General features: G+C 67.9%; 25 protein-coding genes and 1 pseudogene. 6 read left to right on the top strand and 20 right to left on the bottom strand.

From position 1 onward, the window contains the following. Nucleotides 1-5: 5 nt before the first annotated feature. From qcrA to F6A08_RS13230, 5 genes and pseudogenes are all read left to right on the top strand, one after another. A complete protein-coding gene (gene qcrA, locus F6A08_RS13210) occupies nt 6-1082 on the top strand; it encodes a cytochrome bc1 complex Rieske iron-sulfur subunit (RefSeq protein WP_017202816.1) in 1077 nt (358 codons plus the stop codon). Then, on the top strand, nt 1079-2896 hold the full coding sequence (gene qcrB / locus F6A08_RS13215) for a cytochrome bc1 complex cytochrome b subunit (protein WP_017202817.1): 1818 nt from the start codon (nt 1079-1081) through the stop codon (nt 2894-2896). Before qcrA ends, qcrB begins: the two co-directional genes overlap by 4 nt. A 147-nt stretch (nt 2897-3043) precedes the next feature. Beyond that, nucleotides 3044-3202: pseudogene (locus tag F6A08_RS13220) on the top strand (RidA family protein); the annotation flags it as partial. Beyond that, nucleotides 3199-3720: a GNAT family N-acetyltransferase gene (locus F6A08_RS13225; RefSeq protein WP_151459651.1), complete on the top strand. Its 522-nt coding sequence runs from the start codon at nt 3199-3201 to the stop codon at nt 3718-3720. The pseudogene F6A08_RS13220 and the gene F6A08_RS13225, both read left to right, overlap by 4 nt. A gap of 82 nt (nt 3721-3802) precedes the next feature. Further along, nucleotides 3803-4222, top strand: coding sequence for a rhodanese-like domain-containing protein (locus F6A08_RS13230; RefSeq protein WP_151459652.1), 420 nt, complete (start codon nt 3803-3805; stop codon nt 4220-4222). 67 nt (nt 4223-4289) lie between these two features. Here the strand turns inward: F6A08_RS13230 and F6A08_RS13235 are convergent, their stop codons facing one another. From F6A08_RS13235 to F6A08_RS13255, 5 genes are all read right to left on the bottom strand, one after another. Next, nucleotides 4290-4724 (bottom strand): cytochrome c oxidase subunit 4, encoded by a 435-nt coding sequence (locus F6A08_RS13235; RefSeq protein WP_124895742.1) that lies wholly within the window; start codon nt 4722-4724, stop codon nt 4290-4292. A gap of 3 nt (nt 4725-4727) precedes the next feature. Beyond that, a complete protein-coding gene (gene ctaD, locus F6A08_RS13240; protein ID WP_017202822.1) occupies nt 4728-6461 on the bottom strand; it encodes an aa3-type cytochrome oxidase subunit I in 1734 nt (577 codons plus the stop codon). Between the two features lie 3 nt (nt 6462-6464). After that, complete coding sequence (ctaC, locus tag F6A08_RS13245; RefSeq protein WP_124895743.1) at nt 6465-7367, bottom strand: aa3-type cytochrome oxidase subunit II; 903 nt, start codon at nt 7365-7367, stop codon at nt 6465-6467. Nucleotides 7368-7508: 141 nt separating this feature from the next. Continuing rightward, complete coding sequence (gene erpA, locus F6A08_RS13250) at nt 7509-7871, bottom strand: iron-sulfur cluster insertion protein ErpA (RefSeq protein WP_017202824.1); 363 nt, start codon at nt 7869-7871, stop codon at nt 7509-7511. 70 nt (nt 7872-7941) lie between these two features. Continuing rightward, nucleotides 7942-9345, bottom strand: coding sequence for a dipeptidase (locus F6A08_RS13255; protein ID WP_151459653.1), 1404 nt, complete (start codon nt 9343-9345; stop codon nt 7942-7944). A 46-nt stretch (nt 9346-9391) separates the two neighbouring features. On the opposite strand from F6A08_RS13255, the gene F6A08_RS13260 reads away from it, so the two are divergent. Next, entirely contained in the window at nt 9392-9964 is a 573-nt protein-coding gene (locus F6A08_RS13260) for a DUF3043 domain-containing protein (RefSeq protein ID WP_124895745.1), read from the top strand. On the opposite strand, the gene F6A08_RS13265 is transcribed toward F6A08_RS13260, so the two are convergent. The 15 genes from F6A08_RS13265 to ftsZ form a co-directional block, all read right to left on the bottom strand. Continuing rightward, nucleotides 9939-10976: a quinone-dependent dihydroorotate dehydrogenase gene (locus F6A08_RS13265; protein WP_151459654.1), complete on the bottom strand. Its 1038-nt coding sequence runs from the start codon at nt 10974-10976 to the stop codon at nt 9939-9941. The two genes, F6A08_RS13260 and F6A08_RS13265, sit on opposite strands and share 26 nt — an antisense overlap. Before the next feature lie 10 nt (nt 10977-10986). Further along, nucleotides 10987-11457 carry a transcriptional regulator NrdR gene (nrdR, locus tag F6A08_RS13270; protein ID WP_017202828.1) on the bottom strand — a complete coding sequence of 157 codons (471 nt, stop codon included), beginning with the start codon at nt 11455-11457 and terminating at the stop codon, nt 10987-10989. Nucleotides 11458-11467: 10 nt separating this feature from the next. Then, complete coding sequence (gene hisD / locus F6A08_RS13275) at nt 11468-12772, bottom strand: histidinol dehydrogenase (protein ID WP_151459655.1); 1305 nt, start codon at nt 12770-12772, stop codon at nt 11468-11470. Between the two features lies 1 nt (nt 12773). Next, nucleotides 12774-14081, bottom strand: a complete 1308-nt coding sequence (locus F6A08_RS13280; protein ID WP_151459656.1) for a DUF2637 domain-containing protein — start codon at nt 14079-14081, stop codon at nt 12774-12776. 72 nt (nt 14082-14153) lie between these two features. Beyond that, nucleotides 14154-17672 carry a DNA polymerase III subunit alpha gene (dnaE, locus tag F6A08_RS13285; RefSeq protein WP_017202831.1) on the bottom strand — a complete coding sequence of 1173 codons (3519 nt, stop codon included), beginning with the start codon at nt 17670-17672 and terminating at the stop codon, nt 14154-14156. Between the two features lie 63 nt (nt 17673-17735). Next, on the bottom strand, nt 17736-18848 hold the full coding sequence (locus F6A08_RS13290) for a hypothetical protein (protein ID WP_151459657.1): 1113 nt from the start codon (nt 18846-18848) through the stop codon (nt 17736-17738). Then, nucleotides 18823-19428, bottom strand: coding sequence for an RNA polymerase sigma factor (locus F6A08_RS13295; RefSeq protein ID WP_151459658.1), 606 nt, complete (start codon nt 19426-19428; stop codon nt 18823-18825). Before F6A08_RS13295 ends, F6A08_RS13290 begins: the two co-directional genes overlap by 26 nt. Before the next feature lie 31 nt (nt 19429-19459). Next, on the bottom strand, nt 19460-20059 hold the full coding sequence (locus tag F6A08_RS13300) for a GNAT family N-acetyltransferase (protein WP_151459659.1): 600 nt from the start codon (nt 20057-20059) through the stop codon (nt 19460-19462). A gap of 48 nt (nt 20060-20107) precedes the next feature. Then, a complete protein-coding gene (locus F6A08_RS13305) occupies nt 20108-21028 on the bottom strand; it encodes an RluA family pseudouridine synthase (protein WP_017202835.1) in 921 nt (306 codons plus the stop codon). A 2-nt stretch (nt 21029-21030) separates the two neighbouring features. Next, entirely contained in the window at nt 21031-21708 is a 678-nt protein-coding gene (gene lspA, locus F6A08_RS13310; protein ID WP_225855828.1) for a signal peptidase II, read from the bottom strand. Between the two features lie 9 nt (nt 21709-21717). Next, a complete protein-coding gene (locus F6A08_RS13315; RefSeq protein WP_124895752.1) occupies nt 21718-22314 on the bottom strand; it encodes a DivIVA domain-containing protein in 597 nt (198 codons plus the stop codon). 169 nt (nt 22315-22483) lie between these two features. After that, nucleotides 22484-22783 (bottom strand): YggT family protein, encoded by a 300-nt coding sequence (locus F6A08_RS13320; protein ID WP_017202838.1) that lies wholly within the window; start codon nt 22781-22783, stop codon nt 22484-22486. A 3-nt stretch (nt 22784-22786) separates the two neighbouring features. After that, complete coding sequence (locus F6A08_RS13325) at nt 22787-23260, bottom strand: cell division protein SepF (protein ID WP_017202839.1); 474 nt, start codon at nt 23258-23260, stop codon at nt 22787-22789. A gap of 43 nt (nt 23261-23303) precedes the next feature. Then, on the bottom strand, nt 23304-24014 hold the full coding sequence (locus tag F6A08_RS13330) for a YggS family pyridoxal phosphate-dependent enzyme (RefSeq protein ID WP_124895753.1): 711 nt from the start codon (nt 24012-24014) through the stop codon (nt 23304-23306). Next, a complete protein-coding gene (gene ftsZ / locus F6A08_RS13335) occupies nt 24011-25162 on the bottom strand; it encodes a cell division protein FtsZ (RefSeq protein ID WP_017202841.1) in 1152 nt (383 codons plus the stop codon). The genes F6A08_RS13330 and ftsZ overlap by 4 nt, the downstream gene beginning before the upstream one ends. Nucleotides 25163-25298: the final 136 nt, after the last annotated feature.

The following is a 25298-nucleotide window of genomic DNA, read 5'->3' on the forward strand; positions in this document are numbered from 1 at the left end:
GCACCATGGCACACGACGACGACTCGCAGGCTCTTGACAGGGCCTACCAGCCCTCTCCGGGGCTGGGTGTCGCAGTCAGCGATCCCGTGCAGAACCCCGGGCTTCCGCCGCACCGCGAGCGGATGACCGACAAGGACCCGCGCGCTGAGAAGGCCGCTGTCCGCACCGTCTACACGCTGTTCTACCTCTCTCTGGCCGGGAGCATCTGGGCGGTCGCCGCCTACATGCTGTTCCCGATCGAGAGCGGCGCGCTCATCGACATCCGACAGAACAACCTCTTCATCGGCCTCGGCATCGCGCTCGCGCTGCTGGCCCTCGGCATCGGCGCGATCCACTGGTCCAAGGCGCTGATGTCGGACAAGGAGTTCATCGAGCACCGTCACCCCACCCGGGGCAAGGACTCGACGCGTGAGGCCGCCATCAAGGCCTTCGCCGACGCCAACGAGGAGTCCGGATTCGGACGCCGCACGATGATCCGCAACTCCCTGTTCGCGGCCATCGTCGCGTCGATCATCCCCGGTGTCACGCTCTTCCGTGGTCTCGCGCCGCACTCGACTCCGGATGACCCCACCAAGGGCGACCCGGTCGCGCTGCTCAAGCACACCATGTGGGAGAAGGGCGCGCGCCTCGTCCGCGACCCAGACGGCACCCCGATCCGCGCTGCGGACGTCACGCTGGGCTCCGCGTTCCACGTGATCCCGGAGGAGCTCGCGACGCTGAGCCACCACGACGGTTACCTCGAGGAGAAGGCGAAGGCCATCGTGCTGATGATGCGCCTGCGCCCCGAGCAGCTGATCGAGGCCGAGGACCGCAAGGACTGGTCCTACGACGGCATCGTCGCCTACTCCAAGGTCTGCACGCACGTCGGCTGCCCCGTGGCGCTGTACGAGCAGCAGACGCACCACCTGCTGTGCCCGTGCCACCAGTCGCAGTTCGACGTCACGGACCACGCAAAGGTCATCTTCGGCCCGGCGGCCCGCCCGCTGCCGCAGCTGCCCATCACCGTCGATGACGAGGGTTACCTGATCGCTCGCAGCGACTTCACCGAACCCGTCGGCCCGAGCTTCTGGGAGCGCCATTGAGCACCGCAACGCTGTCCAAGGACGAGAAGGACACCAAGGCGCCCCTCGGCGGCCGCTTCGTCGGTGCCGCGTCGAACTACATCGATGAGCGCACCAGCCTCTCCGGGTTCGTCAAGGAGCTCGGACGCAAGATCTTCCCCGACCACTGGTCGTTCATGCTCGGCGAGATCGCCCTGTGGAGCTTCGTGGTGGTGTTCCTCTCCGGAACCTTCCTGACGTTCTTCTTCCAGGCGTCCATGGTCGAGACGCACTACACGGGTGCGTACGCCCCGATGCGCGGCATCGAGATGTCGGCGGCACTCGAGTCGTCGCTGCACATCTCGTTCGACCTCCGCGGCGGACTGCTCGTCCGTCAGATCCACCACTGGGCTGCGCTCGTGTTCATCGCCGGCATCGGCGTGCACATGCTCCGCGTCTTCTTCACCGGTGCGTTCCGCAAGCCGCGCGAGCTCAACTGGGTGATCGGCTTCGTCCTCTTCATCCTCGCGATGGCCGAGGGCTTCACGGGCTACTCGCTCCCCGACGACCTGCTCTCGGGCAACGGCCTTCGCATCATCGACGGCATGATCAAGGGTCTCCCGCTGATCGGCACGTGGACCTCGTTCCTCCTGTTCGGCGGCGAGTTCCCCGGCACCGACATCGTGGGGCGCCTGTACACACTGCACATCCTGCTGCTGCCGATGCTCGTCATCGCGCTGATCGTCGTGCACCTCATGCTCATGATCGTCAACAAGCACACGCAGTTCGCCGGCCCCGGCCGCACGAACGACAACGTCGTCGGCTACCCGATGATGCCCGTGTACATGTCGAAGATGGGCGGCTACCTGTTCATCGTCTTCGGCGCCATCGTGCTGATCGCGACGTTCTTCCAGATCAACCCGATCTGGAACTACGGCCCCTACGACCCCTCCCCCGTGTCCGCCGGTACCCAGCCTGACTGGTACATCGGATTCGCGGACGGTGCGCTGCGTCTGGCGCCGTCGAACTGGGACATCGTCTTCCTCGACCACACCTGGTCGTTCGGAATCATCGCGCCGGTCCTGGTCCTCGGACTGTTCATCGTCATCGTCGCGATCTACCCGTTCCTCGAGGCCTGGGTCACGGGCGACAAGCGCGAGCACCACATCGCCCAGCGCCCGCGCAACGCTGCCACCCGCACCGCGATCGGCGTCGCCGGCGTCGTGTTCTACGCGGTCCTGTGGGCTGCAGCATCGTCCGACCTCATCGCGACGCACTTCATGCTCACGATGGAAGGCGTCATCCACACACTGCAGGCTCTGCTCTTCCTGGGCCCGATCCTCGCCTACTTCGTCACCAAGCGCATCTGCATCGCGCTGCAGAAGAAGGACCGCGAGATCGTGCTGCACGGCTTCGAGTCCGGGCGCATCGTCCGCCTCCCCGGTGGCGAGTTCATCGAGGTGCACCAGCCGGTCGACAAGTACGACCGCTGGAAGCTCATCGACGTCGACACCTACGAGCCGCTCGTCGTCCGCCCGAACTCCAAGGGACGCATCCCGTGGACGGAGAACCTCCGCTCCGCGATCTCCCGCTGGTTCTTCGAGGACCGCCTGGCCCCGCTCACGCAGGCCGAGGTCGAGGCAGCGGATGCGCACCAGCACCACGTCACGGCTCACAACGACGAGACCGAGGCGGCAGAGATCCAGGGCGCTCACGAGCGCGCCGGGTTCCCCGACGCTCCCCTCACCGTCGATGAGACCCACGTCGACGAGACGCCGAACACCCCCAGCACGGTGATCTCCACCGAGCCGGTGAAGAAGCCTCGTCGCAAGAAGTCGGAAGAGGACGGCGAGTAACCGCCCCTCCCCTGACAAGAAGGCCTCGTCCCCCGTGGACGAGGCCTTCTTCGTCGTTCACGGAGGAGATTCGTCGTCCACGGATGAGAGGATCGAACCATGAGTTCCGTCGTCCAGCTGATCCGCTCCAGCACGCTCGCCGACGCCCCCTCCACGCGCCAGGCGGACCTCGTAGCGGCCTGGGACGTGGTGCACGCGGCGTTCGGGACACACGACGTCCCGAACACGCTCCTGGGCGTGACCGTGCTCGGATACGACGACCAGCTCGTCGAGATCGAGGCGGTCGCGGCCGTCGCCGCCGAATGACGACGCCCGTCGAGGTGCGCCAGGCGCGCCCCACGGATGCGGCGACCCTCGTGGAGATCGAGGCCGCCGCTGACGCGCTGCTCATCGACCGCTTCGGCGCGACGGACTGGCCTCCCCCGGCCTCGGCGGCGGAGCGGTCTGCTCTCCCCGGGTTCATCCTCGTGGCGGAGCAGCCGGACCACGCGGCCGGTTCGCCCGCCGTGATCGGGTTCGTGCACGTCCTGGAGATCGACGGTCACGCACACCTCGAACAGCTCTCGGTGCTGCCGGAGTCCGGGCGGCGAGGAATCGGCCGCCGCCTGGTCGCCGAGGCCCTCCGCACGGCGCGAACCCGGGGCCACACGCAGATCACGCTGCGCACCTACCGGGACGTGCCCTGGAACGCGCCCTTCTACGCCTCCTGCGGCTTCGTCGAGACGTCGCCCGACTCCCCGTTCCTGGCCGACCTGGTGCGTGTCGAGACGGAGCTCGGGCTCTCCCGTCACGGCGCACGCGTGCAGATGACCGCCCTGCTGTGACGAAGCGACGCTGACCGCATCCGGACGCAACGAGACCGGAATCCGCTGCGGACGCGGGGCGCGCCGGACCTAGTCTGAGAGCATGATCGATCGCACCGACTTCTACGCCGCCAAGCTCACCTACGAAACCGACGCCAGCGACGTCCATGCGGCGCTCAAGGCCGGAGAGGAGCTCTTCGTCATCGATGTGCGCTCCGACGAGGCATGGGCACAGGGACGCGTCTCCGGCGCCGTGCACATGCACTACAGCGAGATCGCCGTCCGGGCGCCCGCCGAGATCCCCGCCGATGCCGATGTCGTCGTCTACTGCTGGAGTCCCGGATGCGATGCGGGCGCGAAGGGTGCCCTGGAGTTCGCGAAGCTCGGCTACCGCGTGCGGGAGATGATCGGCGGATTCGAGTACTGGGTGCGCGAAGGCTATCCCGTCGAGGATGCGGACGGCGTGCACCGGAGGCCCGTCGATCCGCTGACCGGCATCGCACGGGTCCGCACCCGCGCCTGACGCGGATCCCCCTGCGCACGAAGAAGGCCCCCGGAATGATCCGGGGGCCTTCTTGAATGCGGTGGACTCAGCGGGCGAAGTTCCCGCGGTAGTACTCGTAGACCCAGCCCACGATCGCCACGACGAAGATGCCGAGACCGATCGGGAGGAGGAAGTGTCCGACGGCGAGCCCGACGACGAAGACGCCGGCGGAGGCCGCGAGGACGATCGGCCACCAGGACCACGGGCTGAACTCGCCGAGCTCAGGGTCGCCGTCGTCGATGTCCGAGGTCAGGATGTCCTCGGGCAGCTCGCCGTTCTGCGCCTTGTGAGTCCGGTCGAGGTAGAACGCGACCATGGCGCTCATGAACGCCCCGAAGAAGAGCGCGACGGTGCCGACCCACTCGACACGCGAAGCGAAGTCGGGGTCGGGAGTGGCGATGATGTGCCAGCCCGTGTACACGACGCCGATGAAGGCGAAGAACGCGGTCAGGATCCACCAGAGGATGACGTTGTCGCGCATGACTTACTGGGCCTCTCGCTCGCCGGGCGCGGTCGTTGCGAACTCCGCCGCCTCCGGGTGGTTCAGGTCGAACGCGGGACGCTCGCTGCGGATACGCGGGATCGACGTGAAGTTGTGACGGGGCGGCGGGCAGGACGTCGCCCACTCGAGCGAAGCGCCGTAGCCCCACGGGTCGTTGACCGTGACCTTCGGAGCCTTGCGCGCCGTGATCCAGACGTTCAGGAAGAACGGCAGCATCGACGCGCCGAGGATGATCGCTCCGATCGTGGAGACCTGGTTCTGCCACGTCCAGCCGTCGGCAGCGGAGTAGTCCGCGTAACGACGCACCATGCCGTCGACGCCCAGCCAGTGCTGGATGAGGAACGTCATGTGGAAGCCAATGAACAGCATCCAGAAGTGCACGTAGCCGAGGCGCTCGTTGAGCATGCGGCCCGTCCACTTCGGCCACCAGAAGTAGAAGCCGGCGAACATCGCGAACACGACGGTGCCGAAGACGACGTAGTGGAAGTGCGCCACCACGAAGTACGAGTCGCTGAGGTGGAAGTCCAGCGGCGGAGCCGCGAGGATGACACCGGTCAGACCACCGAAGACGAACGAGACCAGGAAGCCGAGAGCGAAGACCATCGGCGTCTCGAACGTCACGGACCCTCGCCAGAGCGTGCCGATCCAGTTGAAGATCTTCACACCCGTCGGCACCGCGATGAGCATCGTCATCAGGGCGAAGAACGGCAGCAGCACCGAGCCGGTGACATACATGTGGTGGGCCCACACGGCCACGGACAGGGCGGCGATCGCGATCGTCGCGTAGACCAGGGTCTTGTATCCGAAGATCGGCTTGCGGCTGAAGACCGGGAAGATCTCCGACACGATGCCGAAGAACGGCAGGGCGATGATGTACACCTCGGGGTGACCGAAGAACCAGAACAGGTGCTGCCAGAGCAGGACGCCGCCGTTGGCCGGGTCGTAGATGTGGGCTCCGAGGATGCGGTCGGCCGCGGCGGCGAAGATCGCTGCCGCGAGGACCGGGAACGCCATCAGGATGAGCAGGCTGGTGATCAGCGTGTTCCACGAGAAGATCGGCATGCGCCACATCGTCATACCCGGGGCGCGCATCGTGATGATCGTCGTGATGAAGTTGACGGCACCGAGGATGGTACCGAAACCGGAGATGCCGAGACCCACCATCCAGAGGTTTCCACCGGCACCCGGCGAGAACGACGCACCGGCCAGAGGCTGATACGCGAACCATCCGAACGAGGCGGCACCCTGCGGGGTGAGGAAGCCGGCGACCGCGATGGTCGAGCCGAACAGGAAGAGCCAGAAGGCGAAGGCGTTCAGACGCGGGAACGCGACGTCGGGGGCACCGATCTGCAGCGGCAGGATGGCGTTGGCGAAGCCGGCGAACAGCGGCGTCGCGAACATCAGCAGCATGATCGTGCCGTGCATCGTGAACAGCTGGTTGTACTGCTCCTTCGTCGGGATGATCTGCATGCCCGGCGCGAACAGCTCGGCGCGGATGACGAGAGCCATCACACCGCCGAGGAGGAAGAACAGCACGGAGGCGATCAGGTACATGTACCCGATGGTCTTGTGGTCGGTGGAGGTGATCCACTTGACGACGATGTTGCCCTTCTGCTCGACGCGCGAGGAGCTCATGAGAGCGGCCTGGCGTGCCGGCAGAGTGGTGGGACGGGAGCGGGGTGTCTCGTCCGTGCGAGGAGCTTCGGTGGTCGACATGACTTACTCCTCTCCTTCCTCGGTTTCGGTCTGACCGGAGATGCCGGGCAGGTTGGAGAGACGGTCGTAGGCGTCGGTGATGTCGCCCGTGTTGCCCTTCTCCTCGAGGGACTCGAGGTAGGCGTCGTACTCGTCCTGCGAGACGACCTTCACGTTGAACAGCATCATCGAGTGGTATTCACCGCACAGCTCGGCGCACTTGCCGGCGTACTCGCCCTCGCGGGTCGGAATGAAGGACCAGGAGTTGTCCTTCCCGATGAACATGTCCTTCTTGTAGAGGAAGTCGATGATCCAGAAGGAGTGGATGACATCGCGCGACTGGAGGTCGATCGTGACCTTCTTGTCGACCGGCAGCACCAGGGTCGGGAGCTCCGCCTGGTCGATGTTGCCGTCGGCGTCGGGCTGAGCCTGGATACCCATCGTCCACACGGCGTCGGAGTTGTCCTCCTCTTCGCCGTCGTACTGGAAGTCCCACGCCCACTGCTTGGCGATGGCCGTGATCTCGACGTCGGGGTCGTCCCACTTCGCCTCGATCTCGGTCTGATCCCGAGCCGTGAAGAAGAACATGCCCAGCACGAGGATGAGCGGCACGATCGTGTAGAAGATCTCGATCGGCATGTTGTAGCGCATCTGCACCGGCAGGCCGGTCTGACCCTTGCGGCGGCGGTAGGCGATCGCGGCCCAGGCCATGAGGCCCCAGGTGATGACGCCGACGGCGAGCAGCACGATCCAGGAGTTGACCCAGAGCGACGAGACGCGCTCGGTCTGGTTGGTGGCCGCAGGGGCACCGTCCACGAAGCCCGGGAGGAAGCCGTTCAGCTCCGTGGGAGTACATCCCGCCAGGGCGAAGGCTGCCGCAACTCCCACAGGGAGGGCGGCCCAACGAAGGCTGCGTTTCGAGGGCACGATGCACCTTTCAGATCGCGAACAGAGCACACCCAAGTCTAGAGCAACCTCACACCTGATTCATGCCAACCACGCAGGTTCCGAACGCGGAACGGCCGCCGCCACCCCGGGGTGACGACGGCCGTGACAGCAGGCTGCGACTCAGTGGAAGCTGTCTCCACACGCGCAGCTGCCTGCGGCGTTGGGGTTGTCGATCGTGAACCCCTGCTCGGAGATCGTGTCCTTGAAGTCGATCGCCGCACCGTCGAGGTACGGAACGCTCATGTTGTCGACGATGACCTCGACGCCGTCGAAGTCGACCGTCTCGTCGCCCTCGAGGAAGCGCTCGTCGAAGTAGAGCTGGTAGATGAGGCCGGAGCATCCGCCGGGCTGCACGGCGACGCGCAGTCGCAGGTCGTCGCGGCCCTCCTGCTCGAGGAGGTTCTTGACCTTGGTGGCTGCGGCGTCGGTCAGGGTGACGCCGTGTGCGCGGGTGGTCTCTACGGAGAGGGTTGTGTCGCTCATGTCGCTCCTTGTGACGGGCCGCAGGTACACGGCTTCTCGGTCGATTCTACCGCCGCTGACACCGCAGGGCTCAGAGGTTCATGCCATTCATCCGCGCGAGCATGAGCGCCTCGGTCGCCACGGCGTGGCGGAAGGTGTCCAGGTGCAGGGATTCGTTCGGGCTGTGCGCCCGCGAATGCGGGTCCTCGACGCCGGTCACGAGGATCTGCGCCTCGGGGAACTCGCGGACGAGATCGGCGATGAACGGGATGGATCCGCCCACGCCGAGATCCACCGGAGGCACCCCGTAGCCGTCGCGCATCGCATCACGGGTGAGGGACACGGCCCAGCCGCTCGTGTCGACCAGGAAGCCGTCGCCGAGGTCGACGTCCGAGAACGACAGCTCGGCTCCGAACGGCGCGTGCGCGCGGAGATGCGCCTCGAGCGCCTCGTACGCCTCGCGGCCGGTCTGCCCGGGGGCGACACGGGCGCTGATGACGACGGTGACCTCCGGAAGCAGGGTGTTCGACGCCGCGGAGACGCTCGTGGCGTCGATGCCGATCACGGTGACCGCTGGCTTGTTCCAGATGCGGCTGAGGATCGTGCCGTCCCCGATCGGGGTCGTCCCTGGCAACAGCCCCGCCTCGTCGCGCAGCGTCTCCTCCGTGTACTCGGGCGTGGCCGCGTCGCGCGCCGTCATCCCCGCCACCGCGACCGACCCGTCGGCGTTCCACAGGGTGGACAGCAGCGTGACGGTCGCCATCATCGCGTCCGGCACCGCACCGCCGAACATCCCCGAATGGGAGGCATGGTCCAGGGTGCGCACGCACATCGTGAAGCGGGCGTTGCCGCGCAGGGAGACCGTGAGGCCGGGGGTGACCGAGTCCCAGTTGCCGGAATCGGCGACCACGATCGCGTCGGCGCGCAGCGCATCCTTGTTGTCGCTGAGGAACGTGGCGAAGGAGCGGGAGCCGTACTCCTCCTCGCCCTCGATGAACAGCGCGATCCCCAGGTCGAGGTCGTCGCCGAGCACCTCGCGCACGGCACGGATCGAGCCGATGTGCGCCATGATCCCGGCCTTGTCGTCGGCGGCGCCACGTCCGTACAGACGGCCGTCGCGCACGGTCGGCTCGAAGGGCGGGGTCTCCCAGAGCGCGTCGTCTCCGGGGGGCTGGACGTCGTGATGCGCGTACAGCAGGATCGTCGGCTTGCCGTTGCGTGCGGCGCGCGTGGCCAGCACGGCGGGCTGTCCCTGCTCGTCGGTCCCGGGGATCGCCGCACGGAGCACACGGACGTCGTCGAAGACGCCGGTGTCCTTCGCCAGCGCGGCCACCGCCTCGGCGCTGCGCTCCAGCTGCGTCTGATCGAACGCGGGCCAGGCCATGCCGGAAATGCGCACGAGGTGGCCGAGATCCGAGAGAGCAGCGGGGATGCCGGTCGCCACGGCCTCGAGGACGGCGGCGTCGGACTCACTGGGGAGAACAGGAGAGGTCATGCGAGTAATCTTAAGGTGATCCCCCGCCAGCGACCCGAGGAACTCCGTGGCCACTACCCCTGCCTCCCCTTCGACGAACGACGACGCCCCCGAGACGCCAGCCGTCGGAAAGGGACGCGCGACGCCGACCCGCGCGGAGCAGGAGGCGGCGCGTCGCCGTCCCCTGGTCGCGAACACCAAGGAGGCGAAGGCCGCAGCGAAGGCCGAGCTCAACGAGCGTCGCGCCCGCGCGCAGGCCGGCATGGCCGCCGGTGAGGAGAAGTACCTCCCCGCCCGCGACAAGGGCCCGCAGCGCCGCTGGGTGCGCGACTACGTCGACGCGGGCTGGCACCCGGCCGAGTTCGTGATGGGCGTGATGGTGCTCGTCATCCTCGCCTCGCTCCTGCCGACCAACATGATGATCTCGTTCTACGCCTACATCGTGATGATGGGCTACCTCGTCATCGCGATCGGCGGCATGATCCTGCTCGGCATGCGCGTCAAGCGCAAGGCTGCGGCGAAGTTCGGCAAGGACCGCCTCGAGCGGGGTCTCGGCTGGTACGCCGCGATGCGCTCCCTGCAGATGCGGTTCATGCGCCTGCCGAAGCCGCAGGTCAAGCGCGGCCAGTACCCCGCCTGACCAGTCCCCTGTTGATCTCGCGGCCCCAGAACGGGCCGCGGTACAGGAACGCCGTGTAGCCCTGCACGAGGGTCGCACCCGCGTCCAGGCGCTCCTGGACGTCTTCCGGCGTCTCGACGCCGCCGACGGCGATCACGCAGAAGTCCTCGGGCACGGCGTCGCGCACCACCCGCAGCACGTCGAGGGAACGCTGCTTCAGGGGCGCTCCGGATAGTCCGCCCGCCCCCGCGGCCTCGACGGTCGCGGGATCGGTGAGCAGGCCGTCGCGGCTGATCGTCGTGTTGTGCGCGATGATGCCGGCAAGGCCCTCCTCGACGGCCATCCGCGCGATCGCCGCGATCTCCTCGTCCGGGAGGTCGGGGGCGATCTTGACGAGAAGCGGAGCCGAGCCTGCGGCCTCGCGCACGGCGCGGAGCAGCGGGGCGAGCGTCTCGACCGCCTGCAGGCCGCGCAGCCCCGGGGTGTTCGGAGACGACACGTTCACGGCGAGATAGTCGGCGAGGGGCGCGAGGCGCGTGGCTGACGCGACGTAGTCCGCCGTGGCGTCCTCGACCTCGACGACACGGCTCTTGCCGATGTTGACGCCGATCACCGTGTCGGGGGCGCCGCGGCGCAGGCGTGCGAGCCGTCGAGCCGCCGCATCCGCTCCTGCGTTGTTGAAGCCCATCCGGTTGATGACTGCCCGGTCGGCGACGAGCCGGAACAGTCGCGGCTTCGGGTTGCCGTCCTGAGGGATCGCGGTCACGGTGCCGACCTCGACGTGACCGAACCCGAGTGCGGCGAGACCGCGCACGCCGACGGCGTTCTTGTCGAACCCTGCCGCCACGCCGAAGGGCGAGGGGAACGTCAGGCCCAGCGCCTCGACGCGGAGGGTCGGGTCGGGGCGGGTGAGCGCCCGTGTCGCCCAGGAGAAGGGCGGCACTCCGAGCGCCCTGATCACCGCCATGCCGGCGTGATGGGCGAATTCGGGGTCGAAGCGCGAGAGGACAGCGCGGAAGAGCAGCGGATACATCCCTGCCAGATTACCGGTCCGCGGACTCCCGCTCCGTGTGGTCGGCGCGGAGGTCCGTGATCGCGGCCTCGAAGTCCTCGAGCGAATCGAACGCCTGGTAGACGCTCGCGAATCGCAGGAAGGCGACCTCGTCGAGTTCACGCAGCGGACCGAGGATCGCGAGGCCGATCTCGTTCGTGTCGAGCTGCGAGACGCCCGTCTGCCGCACCGCCTCCTCCACGCGCTGCGCGAGGACGGCGAGGTCGCCCTCCGTGACGGGACGCCCCTGACACGCCTTCCGCACGCCGGTGATGACCTTCTCCCTGCTGAAGGGCTCCATCACGCCGGAGCGCTTGATGACGTTGAGGCTCGCGGTCTCGGTGGTCGTGAATCGCCCTCCGCACTCGGGGCACTGACGTCGGCGCCTGATCGAGAGGCCGTCGTCGCTGGTGCGCGAATCGATGACGCGGGAGTCCGGATGGCGGCAGAAGGGGCAGTGCATCTGACCGATCCTACGCGGTGAAGCGGGCCTCGATCGCTTCACCGTGCGCGGGGAGCACCTCGGTCTCGGCGAGGGCGACCACCCCCGAGCGCACGGCTGCCAGCGCGGCCCTGTCGTAGGAGATGACCTGCTGCGGACGGAGGAACGTGTACGAACCGAGGCCCGGTGCGTATCGCGCCTGCCCGCCCGTCGGGAGCACGTGGTTGCTGCCGGCCATGTAGTCGCCGAGACTGACCGGCGTCTGGTCTCCGACGAAGACGGCTCCTGCGCTCGTGAACGCGGCAGCCACGTCCTCGGCGTCGCTCAGGTGCAGTTCGAGGTGCTCCGGTGCGTATGCGTTGCTGAAGGCGGTCGCCATCGCCCGGTCGTCGACGAGCACGATCGCGGACTGCGGCCCGGACAGCGCGGCGCCGACGCGCTCGCTGTGCCGGGTGCGCGCGGCGAGCCGTTCGACCTCGATCGCCACCTGCTCGGCGACCGCTGGAGCATCGGTGACCAGCACGGCCGAGGCCTGCTCGTCGTGCTCCGCCTGGCTGACGAGATCGGCGGCGATCAGGCGGGGATCCGCGTCCGCATCGGCGACCACGAGGATCTCGGTCGCTCCGGCTTCGGAGTCGGTGCCGACCACGCCGGCGACGGCGCGCTTGGCGGAGGCGACGTAGTTGTTGCCGGGGCCGGAGACCACGTCGACCGGGTCGAGTCCGAGCGAGGGCACGCCGTGCGCGAAGGCACCGATGGCCCCCGCCCCGCCCATCGCGTACACCTCGGAGACGCCCAGGAGTGCGGCGGCCGCGAGGATCGTGGGGTGGATGCGCCCGCCCTGGTCGGCCTGGGGCGGCGAGGCCAGCGCGATCTGCGTGACGCCGGCGACCTGTGCCGGGACGACGTTCATGATGACGCTCGACGGGTAGACCGCCTTGCCTCCCGGGATGTACACGCCCACGCGGTGGACCGGCTGCCATCGCTGCGTGATGACCGCCCCCTCCCCTATCCGCGTCGTCTGCGGGGCGGGGACCTGAGCGGCCGACGCGAGGCGCACGCGACGGATCGCCTCTTCGAGCGCCTGGCGCACGTCGGGGGCGAGTTCCGCGAGAGCCTCGGCGATGTGGTTCTCGGGGACGCGCACGTCGTGGCCCGTGACACCGTCGAACCGCTCAGCCTGCTCGCGCAGGGCATCCTCACCGCGTTCGCGCACGTCGTCCACGATCCGAGCCGCGGTGTCGAGCGCCTCGGCGCGCGCCTGCGTGGCCCGGGGGACGGCGGCGAGCATGTCAGCGGGCGAGAGCTCGCGCCCTCGCAGGTCGATCGTGCGCATGTCAGCCCTTCGTGATGTCGGAGATCTCGTGGAGGTAGCCGATGCGGCCGTCGTCATGTCGGACGACGTACGCTCCGCCACGGTCCTCGATCACGAGAGCCCACGCCGTCGGACCGACTCGGAAGATCGGCTCGCCGCGCTCGTCATGCACGTCGCGCTCGGTCGGAGCCAGGATCCAGAACGGCTGGGCGGCCGGCGCGGCTTCCCGCGGGTTCGTCGCTTCGACGTCCGCACCGTCGTCGACGGCACCCGAACGGTCGCCGCTCGGGGTCGCATCGTCGAGGACCGTCGTGTCGAAGGCGCGCGTCTCGGGTGCCGGCGCGTCGTATTCCGGAGCGTCGAATCCGGCGGTGTCCGAGTCGGCTCCGTCGCGGTCGACCGCGTCAGGGGTGCCGCTGGCGGGTGCCGCCGACACCGGCGTGTTCTCCGCGGCGTAGACGTCACCGGTCTCGACGCGCGCGGCCGTCTGCAGCAGCGATTCGATGCTCCCGGTGTCGGAGACGATCTCGGGCTCCGCCGCTCGGGAACGACGTGCGTACGTGGGCCGGTACTCCTCGTCGGCGGTGGTCTGCTCGGTGCCCGTTCCCCCGCCCGAGGCGTGAGCGGAGAGAGGCACCTGCTCTGCCAGATCGAGGCGGTGCACCTCGTCTGTGTGCAGTCGCTCGTCCGAGGTGATCTCGACCTCGGACTCCTCGGATGGCACCGCAGCCGATGCGGACGCGGACTCGGACTCCGGGCGAGGCCGGGCGATCACCGGGCGGACGGGGTTCGCGTTGCGGTGCGCGAGGGTCACCAGGCGTCCCTGGAAGTCCTCCTTGAGCCCGGGGATGATCGGGGCGAACACGGTGAGCACGACCAGGGCGAGCGAGGCGATGCTCATCACCACGCCGTTCCACGGGAGAGCCCAGAATCCTCCGGAGATCATGCCGGAGATCGCCAGCCACAGGTTCCCGGCCCACACCACGGCGGCGACCGAGAAGGCCACGGAGGCGAACTGGTCGATGCCCAGGGAGCCGACGCGACGGATCCCGTCGGGCGAGAAGCGACGCAGCACGAGAAGGAAGACCGCGACCGTCGGGAGTCCGATCGGGAGGATCCACTGGATGCCGACGCCCCACAGCGAGACGTCGCCGGCGAAGGGGAAGAACGACACGACGAACGACACCAGCCACACCGCGACGATGAGCAGCTCCCGCAGCGTGAACCCGAGGATCCCGTACTCGGGCGTCACCTCTTCGTCGTAGAGGACGCCGTCGTCGTCGCTGAATACCTGGTCCTCGGGGTCGGTTTCGGGAAGATCCGTGCTCATGGAGGGTCCTTTCGTCACAGTGCTCGACGGGGGGATTCGTCGTGCTGCCGACGGGTCACGATCCTACCCCGCTCACCCGAGACAGGCGGGTCCGAGCAGCGACTTGAGGTCACCGAACAGGTCGGCCGAGACCTTGACCGGCATGGGCACCTCGAAGACCTTCGCCGTCCCGCCCCGATGCACGCGGAGCAGCACCTCGGTGTCGCCGTTGTGGCGACGCAGCACCTCCGCCAGCTCCGTCATGACGCGCTCGGTCGCCCGCTGCTCCGCGAGCACGAGCGACAGCGGACCGGCCGCGTCGAACGATCCCACGTCGGGTGAGAACGCCGACTGCGCGTGCAGATTGAGGCCGTCGTCGCGCCGCGAGACCCGCCCGCGCACCGCGAGGATCGCGTCCTGCTGCAGGGTGTGCTGGAACTCGGTGTACGTCTTCCCCATGAACATCACGGTGACCTCGCCGTTGAAGTCCTCGACCGTGATCATGCCGTACGGATTGCCGCTGGCCTTGGCCACGCGGTGCTGCACGCTCGTCACCAGTCCGGCCACCGTCACCTGGTCGCCGTCCTGCATGTCCTCGGAGTTGATGAGGTCGTGGATCGAGATCGAGGCGTGCTTCGCCAGCGGGACCTCGAGACCGGCGAGCGGGTGATCCGAGACGTACAGACCGAGCATCTCCCGCTCGAAGGCGAGCTTGTCCTTCTTCGTCCATTCGGGGCGTGCGGGCACCTTGGCCGGCGCGACCTCCTCGGTGCCGTCGTACAGGCTGTCGAAGTCGAACCCGATCGCACCCTGAGCTTCGTTGCGCTTCCGGTCGACCGCCGCTTCGACGGCGTCTTCGTGCACCTCCATGAGGGCTCGTCGAGAATCTCCCATCGAGTCGAAGGCACCGGCTTTGATGAGCGACTCGACCGTGCGCTTGTTGGCCACGTGCAGCGGCACCTTGTCGAGGAAGTGGTGGAACGACGTGAAGCGCTCCTTCTCGCGGGACTTGATGATGCCGTCGACGACGTTGCTGCCGACGTTGCGCACGGCGCCCAGACCGAAGCGGATGTCGTCGCCGACGGCCGCGAAGTAGTTGATGGACTCGGAGACGTCGGGCGGGAGAACCTTGATGCCCATGCGGCGGCACTCGTTCAGGTACAGCGCCATCTTGTCCTTCGAGTCGCCGACGCTGGTCAGCAGCGCCGCCATGTACTCGGCGGGGTAGTGCGCCTTGAGGTAGGCGGTCCAGTACGAGACCACCCCGTAGGCGGCGGAGTGTGCTTTGTTGAAGGCGTAGTCGGAGAACGGCAGCAGGATCTCCCACAGGGCGTTCACGGCACCGTCGGAGTAGCCGTTCGCGTGCATGCCGGCCTGGAAGCCTTCGAACTGCTTGTCCAGCTCGGACTTCTTCTTCTTGCCCATCGCGCGTCGGAGGATGTCTGCCTGGCCGAGCGAGAAGCCGGCGACGCGCTGCGCGATGGCCATCACCTGCTCCTGGTAGATGATCAGACCGTACGACTCCTCGAGGATGTCGGCGAGGGATTCGGTGAACTCCGGGTGGATCGGGGTGATCGGCTGCTGGCCGTTCTTGCGCAGCGCGTAGTTCGTGTGCGAGTTGGCACCCATGGGGCCTGGTCGGTACAACGCGATGAGCGCCGAGATGTCGCCGAAGTTGTCGGGCTTCATGAGGCGCATGAGCGAACGCATGGGTCCGCCGTCGAGCTGGAACACGCCCAGCGAGTCGCCTCGGGCGAGCAGGTCGTAGGCGCCGCGGTCGTCGAGTGGCAGGTGCTCGAGATCGAGCTCCTCGCCCCGGTTGGTCCGGATGTTGTCGAGGGCGTCGGAGATGATGGTGAGGTTCCGCAGCCCCAGGAAGTCCATCTTGATCAGTCCGAGCGACTCGCACGACGGGTAGTCGAACTGCGTGACGATCTGCCCGTCCTGCTCGCGCTTCATGATCGGGATGATGTCGAGCAGCGGCTCGGACGACATGATCACACCGGCGGCGTGCACACCCCATTGGCGCTTCAGTCCCTCGAGCCCGAGAGCGCGGTCGAAGACCGTCTTGGCCTCGGGGTCCGTCTCGATGAGCGCCCGGAACTCGCTCGCCTCCTTGTAGCGGGGGTGCGCCGAGTCGAACATGCCGTCGAGCGGCATGTCCTTGCCCATCACGGGCGGCGGCATCGCCTTGGTCAGCCGCTCCCCCATGCTGAACGGGAAGCCGAGGACGCGTCCGGCGTCCTTGAGGGCCTGCTTGGACTTGATCGTGCCGTAGGTGACGATCTGGGCGACGCGCTCGGAGCCGTACTTCTCGGTGACGTAGTCGATGACCTCGCCGCGGCGACGGTCGTCGAAGTCGACGTCGAAGTCGGGCATCGAGACGCGGTCGGGGTTGAGGAACCGCTCGAAGATCAGACCGTGCTCGAGCGGGTCGAGGTCGGTGATGCGCATGGCGTACGCGACCATCGAACCGGCACCGGAACCGCGACCGGGTCCGACGCGGATGCCGTTGTCCTTGGCCCAGTTGATGAAGTCCGCGACGACGAGGAAGTATCCGGGGAAGCCCATCTGCAGGATGATCCCGGTCTCGTACTCGGCCTGCTTGCGCACCTTGTCCGGGATTCCGCCCGGGTACCGGTAGTGCAGCCCTGCCTCGACCTCCTTGATCAGCCAGCTGTCCTCGGTCTCGCCCTCGGGGACCGGGAACCGGGGCATGTAGTTCGCCGAGGTGTTGAACTCGACCTCGCAGCGCTCGGCGATCAGCAGCGTGTTGTCGCACGCCTCCGGGTGGTCGCGGAAGAGCTGCCGCATCTCGGCTGCGGTCTTGATGTAGTACCCGTCGCCGTCGAACTTGAAGCGGTTCGGATCGTCCATCGTCGACCCCGACTGCACGCACAGCAGCGCCTCGTGCGCGTCGGCCTCGTGCTGGTGGGTGTAGTGGGAGTCGTTCGTGGCGACCAGCGGAATGCTCAGGTCTTTCGCGAGGCGCAGCAGATCCGTCATCACGCGCCGCTCGATCGAGAGGCCGTGATCCATGATCTCGGCGAAGTAGTTCTCCTTGCCGAACAGGTCCTGGAACTCCGCCGCGGCCGCCCGAGCCGCGTCGTATTGCCCCAGGCGCAGACGCGTCTGGATCTCTCCGGAGGGGCAGCCGGTGGTCGCGATGAGCCCCTTCCCGTACGTCTGCAGCAGCTCGCGGTCCATGCGCGGCTTGAAGTAGTACCCCTCCATGCTCGACAGGGAGCTGAGCCGGAACAGGTTGTGCATGCCCTCGGTGCTCTCGCTCCACATGGTCATGTGGGTGTACGCACCGGAGCCGGAGACGTCATCGCTCTTCTGGTCGGGCGAGCCCCACTGCACACGCGACTTGTCGCTGCGGTGCGTGCCGGGGGTGACGTACGCTTCGAGCCCGATGATCGGTTTGATGCCCGCCGCGTTGGCCGCTTTGTAGAACTCGAACGCCGCGAAGGTGTTGCCGTGGTCGGTCACGGCGATGGCCGGCATGTCGTAATCGGCTGCCGCCTGGGTCATCGCGTTGATCTTCGCAGCACCGTCCAGCATGGAGTACTCGCTGTGCACGTGCAGGTGGACGAAGGAGTCGGATGCCATGCCTTCGAGTCTACGGCGGGGCCCCGACACCGGAGGTCGGCGCCGGGTCCCCGCTACGCCAGGTCACGGCGCGGCGTCGACCACGCTCACGGTGGTCGTCGTCCACGAATCGAACATGTCACCGGGAACGATCCCCTCTCCCGGGTCCTGCCGGATCGCCGATCCGACGACCAGACCGGTCGACTGATCCACCGAGACCTGGTTGCTGACCCACCGACCCGGATTCGGCGAGAAGGACACCGTGGCGATGGAGCCCTCGACCGAGGTGATCGTCGAATTCGGGAGCATCGCGAGGACGCGGTAGAGCGCCGCCCTCAGATCAGCCGGCGCCGTGTTGTACTGGAGCTCCTCGAGCACCACCTCCGTCACCGTGCCGACCGACCATTCGGAGCCGTCCGTCGCACCGTTCCGGACGCGGATCCATTCCAGCAGCGCAGCGGGGTCGCGGGGGAACTCCGAGTAGTACGCCTCAGACGCTCGGGAGAGCTCGCCCTCGGCCGGCTCACCGAGACCGCCTGGGGTGCGCGTGAAGAAGGGTTCGCGCGGGCCGACCCCGAGCCATTCCTGGGCGTGAACCTCAGCAGAGGTCCCATAGAACCCTGCCACCTCGAACTGATTGGAGAATTCCTGCACCCATTCGGCCGAACGGTCGGCCGGCACATAGAGCGTCCAGTGCGATCTCGCCGTCCAGGCGGCAGTCGCGTCCGCCCGCGACGCGTCGAACGGCGTCGTCGGACTCGTCGGGCCATAGAGGACGAGATTGTTCACTTCCCGCTCGATTCGGAGGTACTGACCGTGCTGTGGCGCCGGAGCCGCGTTGGACCCCGACGCCCGAGCGGCCTCCGCGAACACGGATGCCGCGGTCACGGGCGTCGGATCCACCGTCGTCGGCAGCGGTGAGGGCGACGCACTCGGTACGACAGTCGGAAGTACGGGCACCGCCTCGACGCGCGGGGGCGGGGCAGCGGACAGATGGACGGCCAGGACACTCGCGGTGACGGCAGCCGCCCCGACCACGGCCCCCGCGATGACGAAGGTGGACCGGCGCGCGATCCGCTTCGGTGGAGCCGAGCTCTCCGCTACACCGGAGAGGAATCGCGCTTTGGCCGCGGCGATCCGGGTCTCGCTCAGGTCTACCGCCCGATTCACCTCACGCACTCGCTCGATGACGTCCATCGGCATCTCCCTTCCGTTCGTTCACGACTCGTCGACGGCTGCGTCCGTGCGTGGGGTTCAACCTCGTCCTCACGCGGTTCATGCGCGAGCGGACAGTGCCGACCGGCACTCCCAGAGCGGTGGCGATCTCTTCATAGGTGAGATCGCCCCAGGCGTAGAGCAGCAGGGTCTCGCGATCCTTCGGCGAGAGCGAAGCGATCAGGGGGGCGAGCTCTCTGGCCGAGATCTCTGCATCGAGACGCGCCACCGTGGCTTCGAGATCACCGTGGGAGACGTGCTCGTCCCGAGCCGCTGACGCCGCCGTCGAACGGAGGTGCGCCACCTCACGTGCCCGATGCTTCTTCACCAGTCGAGACGCGATCCCGTACAGCCACGGGAGCGCAGAGTCCCAGGCGGTGTCGAAGGTCGATCGCCGTGAGAACGCGACCAGGAAGGTCTCGCTGAGAACGTCCTCTCCCGCGTCGGGGCCGAGCCTGCGCGTGGCATAACCTCCCACGGCACGGGCGTGCCGATCGAACAGCTCGGCGAACGCGGGCGGTTGTCCGAGCGATCGCTGGATGATCTCGCTGTCTGTGCTCACACTATGTATTGCCCGTGCGTCACCGAAGAGTTCACGATTTCTTCGACGACTTCTGCGATGACTCCAGATCGAGCCGCATCAGCACGCGGGGGAACCCGTCGAGCACCGACCGCGTGACGGCCGCCTTCACGAAACCCGCGCTCTCGAACAGGGCCCGCGTGCCGACATACGCCATCGTCAGGTTCACCTTCTCCCCGCCGTTGTCCACCGGATAGCCCTCGATCGCCGGTGCGCCCCGCTCGCGCGCGTACGCCACGGCCCCCTCGATCAGCGCGTGCGATATGCCCTGCTTGCGGAAACCGGGGCGGACACGGAAGCACCACAGCGACCACACATCGAGGTCGTCGACGTGCGGGATCAGCCGGTTGCGGGCGAAGCTGGTGTCGCGCCGCGGGTGCAGGGCGGCCCACCCCACCGGCTCGTCGTCGAGGTAGGCGATCACGCCGGGTGGCGGATCCTGGTGGCACAGCTCGCGCACGCGGTCGGCGCGAGCCTGCCCTCGCAGCGCGACGTTCTCCTTGTTGCCGATGCGGTAGCTCAGGCAGAAGCAGACGTTCGACGTCGGCTTCCTCGGCCCGACGAGCGTCGCGACGTCGTCGAACTCGGTCGCGGGGCGAACCTCGATGGTCATGCGCTCAGTGTGGCGCAGACGTCGGACATCCTGCGGGAGAAGCGCGGATCAGTCCCCGCGCAGCACGTCCAGAGCGTGGCGGAAGTCCTCGGGATAGGGCGATTCGAACTGCACCCAGTCCCCCGTCGTCGGATGCGCGAAGCCCAGCCGGTGCGCGTGCAGCCACTGCCGCGTGAGCCCGAGCCGCGCCGACAGGGTCGGGTCCGCGCCGTACAGCGGATCGCCGACGCAGGGGTGTCGGTGCGCCGCCATGTGCACGCGGATCTGGTGCGTGCGGCCCGTCTCCAGATGGATCTCCAGCAGGGACGCCCCGGGGAACGCCTCCAGCGTCTCGTAGTGCGTGACCGACGGTTTCCCGTCCGGCACGACCGCGAACTTCCAGGAGTGGTTGGGGTGCCGACCGATCGGCGCGTCGATCGTGCCGGACAGCGGGTCCGGATGCCCCTGGACGACGGCGTGGTAGACCTTCTCGACGGTGCGGTCCTTGAATGCCTGCTTGAGCACGGTGTAGGCGTGCTCCGACTTCGCGACCACCATCAGACCGCTGGTGCCGACGTCGAGCCGGTGGACGACGCCCTGCCGTTCCGGCGCTCCGCTCGTGGCGACGCGGAAGCCCGCTGCGGCCAGAGCGCCGACCACGGTGGGTCCGTCCCAGCCCACGGACGGATGCGCCGCGACGCCGGTGGGTTTGTCGACCACGATGATGTCGTCGTCGTCGTAGACGATGCCGAGCTCGGGGACCGCGATCGGGACGATCTGCGGCGCCTCACGCGGCTGCCACTCCACGTCGAGCCATCCTCCGCCGCGCAGACGGTCGGACTTGTCGAGGGTCACCCCGTCCAGACGTACGCCTCCCCCGGCCGCCACGTCCGCGGCGAAGGTGCGGGAGAACCCCATCAGCTTCGCCAGCGCCGCGTCGACACGCTGGCCGTCGAGGCCGTCCGGGACGGGCAGAGACCGTGATTCCACCGTCAGCGTCCCTCGGGGGCGGGCGCCGCACCGGACGACGCGGCGCCGTCGGAGGCGGCAGCGTCCGCCGGATCCTCCGCGCTCACAGCCTCGTCGTCCGTCTCGGTCGCCTCGACGGCGGCGGCCGCAGCCGCCTCGGCCTCCTCGTCGGTCTCGACGACGGGGTGATCGCGCTCCCGCGTGCCGTCGAAGCGGAGGCCGAAGACCACCAGCAGCGCGACCGAGATCATGCCCGTCACGATGAAGATGTCTGCGACGTTGAAGATCGCCGGCATCATCCAGGGCATCGAGATCATGTCGACCACGTGGCCGACGGGGAAGCCCGGCTCCCGGAACAGGCGATCGGTGAGGTTGCCCAGCACGCCGCCGAGGAGGCAGCCGAGCACCACGGCCCAGAGGCGGGACCGGAGGCCGAACGCCTTCCACACGATCACACCGGCGACGATGGCCAGAGCGATCGTGAAGATCCAGGTGACCTCGGATCCGAGGGAGAACGCGGCGCCGGGGTTGCGCACGAAGTAGAGCTGGAAGAACTCTCCGAGAACCGGCACCACCTTCTCCAGGGGGAGGTTCTCGATCGTGAGGTACTTCACAAACTGATCGGCGGCCAGCACGAGCGCTGCGAGAATCGCAACGATCGCACCGGCCGCCGACCGACGAAGGGGTGGGCGTCCTGACAAGAGGGCGCCTTACAGACCGATCGCGGAGACGGGCGTCGAGTCCGTGGAAGCCGACTTCTCGTCGAGGTCGCGGAGCTGACCCTCGATGTAGCCGCGCAGCTGCGAGCGGTAGTCGCGCTCGAAGTTGCGCAGCTCGGTGATGCGGGCTTCGAGCGTGTTGCGCTCGCGCTCGAGACGAGCGGTCTCTTCGCGCTGCTTGGCCTCTGCCTCGGTGCGGATGCGCGCGACCTCGGCCTCAGCCTCGGTGATGAGCTGGTTGCGCTTCGCCTCACCCTCGGCGACGTGCTCGTCGTGCAGACGCTGGGCCAGCTCGATGATGCCGGCGGTCGCGGTCGCGGAACCGGTCGGCGCAGGCTCGGCAGGAGCCTCGGCGACAGGAGCCGGAGCCTCGGCGACGGGCGCAGGCGCGGCCGTCGCGGCCTCGGGAGCGGCACCGGACTCGTAGGCGGCCAGCTTGGCCTTCAGCTCGGCGTTCTCCTCGAGAGCCTTGCGCCACTCGATGACGATCTCGTCGAGGAAGTCGTCCACCTCGTCCGGGTCGAAGCCGTCCTTGAAGCGGACGTGCTGGAACTGCTTGGTGACGACGTCATCCGGGGTAAGTGCCATGGGTGGCTCCTCTTTCGATGAGTTCGATTGCCAGTATCGATGTATGGCGTGGTCGTGATGTGGCGCGAACCCGGGGCGCGCACCTGGGTGCCAGCATAGCCCCCGCGCCTCGGAGCCGCGATGTCACGACACCCAGACTGCGGGAACTCCCCGGAGATCCGCGCGGGGTTCAGCGCGCGAAGAGCCCGACGATGTTCATCAGGATCAGCACCACCAGCAGGGTGAGCGTGAACCCGAAATCGAGCGACAGCGAGCCGATGCGCAACGGCGGGATGAGCCGCCGGAAGAACCGGATGGGCGGATCGGTCACCGTGTAGACCGCCTCGGCGGCGACCAGACCGAAGCCCTTCGGACGCCATTCCCGGTTGAACATCGGGATGTAGTCCAGGATGAGACGCGCGAAGAGCACGAAGATGTACAGCAGCAGCACCAGATGGACGATGCTGGCGAGGACCGCGACCAGCTGCACGGGCTACGAGTGGTCGAAGCCCGCAGACTCGACGTCTGCGTGCGCGATTCCCCCGTGACCCGACACCGCGATGTTCTCCGGCGAGAGCAGGAAGACCTTCGAGGTCACACGCTCGATGCGGCCGTACAGGCCGAGCGAGAGACCGCTGGCGAAATCGATGAGGCGGCGCGCATCGGCATCGCTCATCTGGGAGAGGTTGATGATGACCGGGACGCCCTCGCGGAAGCTCTCCGCGATCAGCTGTGCGTCGCGGTACTGCTTGGGGTGGACGGTGAGGATCTCGTTCACGGCTCCTGCTGACGGCTGGCGGACGGCGACGGGGCGACGCAGCGGCGTGACGGGAGCCGGTGCGGGCTCTTCGCGCTCACGGTCGCGTTCGCGGTGGGCGCGGGCGGGTGCCTGCGTCTCCTCCTCGTAGACCTCTTCCTCATCGGCGAGGCCGAGATACACCATGGTCTTCTTCAGCGGGTTACCCATCGTGTCCTCCGGTTCGAACGTTTCGGGCTGGTCTTTTCACAGGTTAACCCCGGTCTGGCCGGGGGCCGGTGATTGCGGAGCCGATCCGCAGGTGTGTCGCGCCGATGGCGATCGCCTCGACGAAGTCGCCGGTCATGCCGGCGGAGATCCAGGTCGCATCCGGCTCGAGGGAGCGGACGCTCTCCGAGACGACGCGGAGCCGCGCGAAGGCTGCGGCCGGCTCCTCCTCCAGAGGAGCGACCGCCATGACACCGCGCAGTCTCAGGGAGGGCAGGGCGAGCACGTGCTCGGCGAGGGCGGCGGCCTCGGACGGGGCGACGCCACCACGAGCGGGGTCTTCGGTGAGGTTGACCTGCACCAGGACGTCCAGCACGTCGTCGCCGTCGGCACCCGCACGATGCAACGCGTCGGCGAAGCGCTCCCTGTCTACCGAGTGCACGACGTCGGCGCTGCGACGGATCGCACCGGCCTTGTTGGTCTGCCCCTGGCCGATGAAGTGCCAGCGGAGGTCGAGTTCCCGGAGCTCGTCGACCTTGGCGGAGAGCTCCTGCTGACGGTTCTCCCCCACCTCCCGCACACCGAGCGCATGGAGATCACGCACGAGGGAGGCCGGGTGGAACTTCGTCACGACGATGCGCGTGATCTCAGCCGGTGAACGACCGGCGGCCCGCGCGGCTTCGGCGATCCGTTCGTCGATCGCCGACAGCCGCGCGGCCAGGTCCGATGGCGCCGGGACGCCGACCGGTGAGGTCACTTCAGGAATTCGGGGATGTCGATGTCGTCGTCCGCGAACGCCGGCTCGATGCTCGTGGCCGGAACACGCTGCTGCTGGGGCTGCGCGGGCTCGGCCGGCGCGCTCTTCGCGGCGGGCTCGGACTCCTCGGGGAGGGCGACCTCGGGAAGGCTCGCGGTGGACGGACGGGAGACCACCATCGGGTCGAGGCGCAGGGAGGGCTCCCCGCCGTCGAAGCCGGCCGCGATCACCGTGACGCGCACCTCATCGCCGAGCGTGTCGTCGATGACGGTACCGAAGATGATGTTCGCCTCGGGGTGCGCAGCCTCCTTGACGAGGTCGGCCGCGTCGTGGATCTCGAAGATGCCGAGGTTCGACCCACCCTGGATCGACAGCAGCACGCCGTGCGCGCCCTCGATCGACGCTTCCAGCAGCGGCGACTCGACCGCCAGCTCGGCGGCCTTGATCGCACGGTCGGCGCCGCGCGCCGATCCGATGCCCATGAGCGCGGAGCCCGCCCCCTGCATGACGGACTTCACGTCCGCGAAGTCGAGGTTGATCAGACCGGGCGTGGTGATGAGGTCGGTGATGCCCTGCACACCGGCGAGGAGCACCTGGTCGGCGGTCGCGAACGCCTCGATCATCGAGATGCCGCGGTCGCTGATCTCGAGGAGACGGTCGTTCGGCACCACGATGAGGGTGTCGACCTCTTCTTTGAGCTTCGCGACGCCCGCCTCGGCCTGGCTCTGGCGGCGACGTCCCTCGAACGAGAACGGCTTCGTGACGACACCGATCGTGAGCGCGCCGATCGACTTCGCGATGCGGGCGACCACGGGTGCGCCACCGGTACCCGTTCCGCCGCCTTCGCCCGCGGTCACGAAGACCATGTCGGCGCCGGTGAGGGCCTGCTCGATCTCCTCGGCGTGGTCCTCCGCAGCGCGACGGCCCACCTCGGGGTCGGCCCCCGCTCCGAGTCCGCGCGTGAGCTCGCGGCCCACGTCGAGCTTGACGTCGGCGTCGCTCATGAGCAGCGCCTGGGCGTCGGTGTTGACAGCGATGAACTCGACTCCACGGAGACCGAGATCGATCATGCGGTTGACGGCGTTGACGCCGCCACCGCCGACGCCGACGACCTTGATCACGGCGAGGTAGTTCTGGTTCTGGCTCATGGCCGGCCTCCGATTATTCGAGCCTGGAAGGGGGTGAACCTTAAACCTCAACTAGAGGTGTAAAGTATTTCCCGGTATTGCGTTCTCTTGATCGAAGGTAAGCGCCGCCCGCCCGCGGACGCGCAACCATCTGGGC

The organism is Microbacterium algeriense (assembly GCF_008868005.1).
GTDB lineage: Bacteria > Actinomycetota > Actinomycetes > Actinomycetales > Microbacteriaceae > Microbacterium > Microbacterium algeriense.

What these genes read in the sequence shown, in the direction of transcription:
- qcrA (WP_017202816.1), top strand. Translation starts at nt 6, where the DNA reads ATGGCACACGACGACGACTCGCAGGCTCTTGACAGGGCCTACCAGCCC.
- F6A08_RS13225 (WP_151459651.1), top strand. Translation starts at nt 3,199, where the DNA reads ATGACGACGCCCGTCGAGGTGCGCCAGGCGCGCCCCACGGATGCGGCG.
- F6A08_RS13230 (WP_151459652.1), top strand. Translation starts at nt 3,803, where the DNA reads ATGATCGATCGCACCGACTTCTACGCCGCCAAGCTCACCTACGAAACC.
- F6A08_RS13235 (WP_124895742.1), bottom strand. Translation starts at nt 4,724, where the DNA reads ATGCGCGACAACGTCATCCTCTGGTGGATCCTGACCGCGTTCTTCGCC.
- ctaD (WP_017202822.1), bottom strand. Translation starts at nt 6,461, where the DNA reads ATGTCGACCACCGAAGCTCCTCGCACGGACGAGACACCCCGCTCCCGT.
- erpA (WP_017202824.1), bottom strand. Translation starts at nt 7,871, where the DNA reads ATGAGCGACACAACCCTCTCCGTAGAGACCACCCGCGCACACGGCGTC.
- F6A08_RS13255 (WP_151459653.1), bottom strand. Translation starts at nt 9,345, where the DNA reads ATGACCTCTCCTGTTCTCCCCAGTGAGTCCGACGCCGCCGTCCTCGAG.
- F6A08_RS13265 (WP_151459654.1), bottom strand. Translation starts at nt 10,976, where the DNA reads ATGTATCCGCTGCTCTTCCGCGCTGTCCTCTCGCGCTTCGACCCCGAA.
- nrdR (WP_017202828.1), bottom strand. Translation starts at nt 11,457, where the DNA reads ATGCACTGCCCCTTCTGCCGCCATCCGGACTCCCGCGTCATCGATTCG.
- hisD (WP_151459655.1), bottom strand. Translation starts at nt 12,772, where the DNA reads ATGCGCACGATCGACCTGCGAGGGCGCGAGCTCTCGCCCGCTGACATG.
- F6A08_RS13280 (WP_151459656.1), bottom strand. Translation starts at nt 14,081, where the DNA reads ATGAGCACGGATCTTCCCGAAACCGACCCCGAGGACCAGGTATTCAGC.
- dnaE (WP_017202831.1), bottom strand. Translation starts at nt 17,672, where the DNA reads ATGGCATCCGACTCCTTCGTCCACCTGCACGTGCACAGCGAGTACTCC.
- F6A08_RS13290 (WP_151459657.1), bottom strand. Translation starts at nt 18,848, where the DNA reads ATGGACGTCATCGAGCGAGTGCGTGAGGTGAATCGGGCGGTAGACCTG.
- F6A08_RS13300 (WP_151459659.1), bottom strand. Translation starts at nt 20,059, where the DNA reads ATGACCATCGAGGTTCGCCCCGCGACCGAGTTCGACGACGTCGCGACG.
- F6A08_RS13315 (WP_124895752.1), bottom strand. Translation starts at nt 22,314, where the DNA reads ATGGCACTTACCCCGGATGACGTCGTCACCAAGCAGTTCCAGCACGTC.
- F6A08_RS13325 (WP_017202839.1), bottom strand. Translation starts at nt 23,260, where the DNA reads ATGGGTAACCCGCTGAAGAAGACCATGGTGTATCTCGGCCTCGCCGAT.
- ftsZ (WP_017202841.1), bottom strand. Translation starts at nt 25,162, where the DNA reads ATGAGCCAGAACCAGAACTACCTCGCCGTGATCAAGGTCGTCGGCGTC.